The organism is Micromonospora sp. ABR4_055, assembly GCF_056160425.1.
The window spans coordinates 1-1,275 of record NZ_JBSWXD010000320.1 but is presented as its reverse complement, the minus strand read 5'-3'; the positions used below and the strand labels follow the sequence as shown (position 1 = coordinate 1,275).

Genomic DNA, 1,275 nt, shown 5'->3' with positions numbered 1-1,275 from the left:
GGGTGGTGCATAGGAGGAGGGGATGGGGGGGGGGAAACCGAAGCTCAATCGGACGGGGGTTGGCACAAGAAAAAGGCATGACAAAAAAACACACGACAGACCAAACACCGGCGAGACCGGCGACGGTACGGATGTTGCCCCGGGTCGAGCTTTCCATCTGTCGATACTGTCATCCGGCACTGTCTGGTGAAGACCCGTCAGGGCCGGCCCTCGGCACCGGCCGTCTCGGCCAGGAACGGGAGCATGAGCGCGACCACCTGGTCGGGGAACTGGGTGTGCGGGTAGTGCCCGGCTCCGTCGAGCATCGCCACCGTACCCAGGCCGGCGGGCAGCGCCGCGACGATCGCCTCGCCCTCGGCACGCGGGTCAGCCCAGTCCGGGTCCAGCGTCCCTTCGATGATCAGTACGGGGCAGCGGACATTGCCGAGTTGCGCACCGGCGTCGGCCGGGCTGGACTGGCCCATCTTCTGCAGCACCTTCATCCGGCCGGGCTCGCGCAGGCGCGCCTCGGTCCTAGCCAGCTGCTCGGCCCAGTCGGCGGGCCGCTGCCCAGGGAAGGCGACGTCGAGGTAGCCGAGCCACTGTTTGACGCTGCCGAACATGCCCGCCCCCAGCAGCCGGCTCATGCCCTGCCGGTACCGCTTGACCCGCAGGTCACCGAGGCTGATCGACTGTTTGCGGGTGAACGGCGCGAGCTCGACCACGGCGGTGATCAGCTCGGGTGCGGTGGCGGCGGCGATGGTGGCCGCCCCGCCGGAGATCGAGTGCCCGACCAGCACAGCCGGACCACCCAGGTGCCGGATCAGCGTGACCAGGTCACCGGCAATGTCGGTACGGGAGTACGACGGCCAGCCGATACTGGACTCGCCGGTGCCCCGCAGGTCGGTGGCGGCGACCCGGTAGCCGGCCGCGACCAGCTGCGGGGCGACGAAACGGTACGCCGCACGGCTCTCGCCCATGCCGGGCGCGAGGACCACGAGCGGGCCGTCGCCGGTCCCGGTGACCTCGTAGGCGATGCGCCCGCCGTCGAGGGACAGGTACGCGGTCATCACGACCTCCAGACCGGGAGCTAATTCTTGTATCTCTTAAGCTAATGGTATTAGCTAGAACTGTCAACCGAAGGACGAAGAGGTGCCAGCAGAGCGGTGCCCGCCGGGGACGACCATCGCCCGGTACTGATCCAGGACGTCGTCGAAGGGGGGGGGGGGGGGGGGGGGGGGAGGCGGGGGGGGGGGGGGGGGGGGGGAAGGAGGCAAAGGTGGGGTGGCAGGGGGG

At 69.5% G+C, this 1,275-nt stretch carries 1 protein-coding gene; it reads right to left on the bottom strand.

Going from position 1 to position 1,275, the window contains the following annotated elements; all coding sequences use genetic code 11:
- Positions 1–197: 197 nt before the first annotated feature.
- Entirely contained in the window at positions 198–1,049 is an 852-nt protein-coding gene (locus ACXAHD_RS32145; RefSeq protein ID WP_281567371.1) for an alpha/beta fold hydrolase, read from the bottom strand.
- Positions 1,050–1,275 lie beyond the last annotated feature (226 nt).

Bases quoted from the DNA above. Each gene is read 5' to 3' on its own strand.
- ACXAHD_RS32145 (WP_281567371.1), bottom strand. From the start codon at position 1,049: ATGACCGCGTACCTGTCCCTCGACGGCGGGCGCATCGCCTACGAGGTC.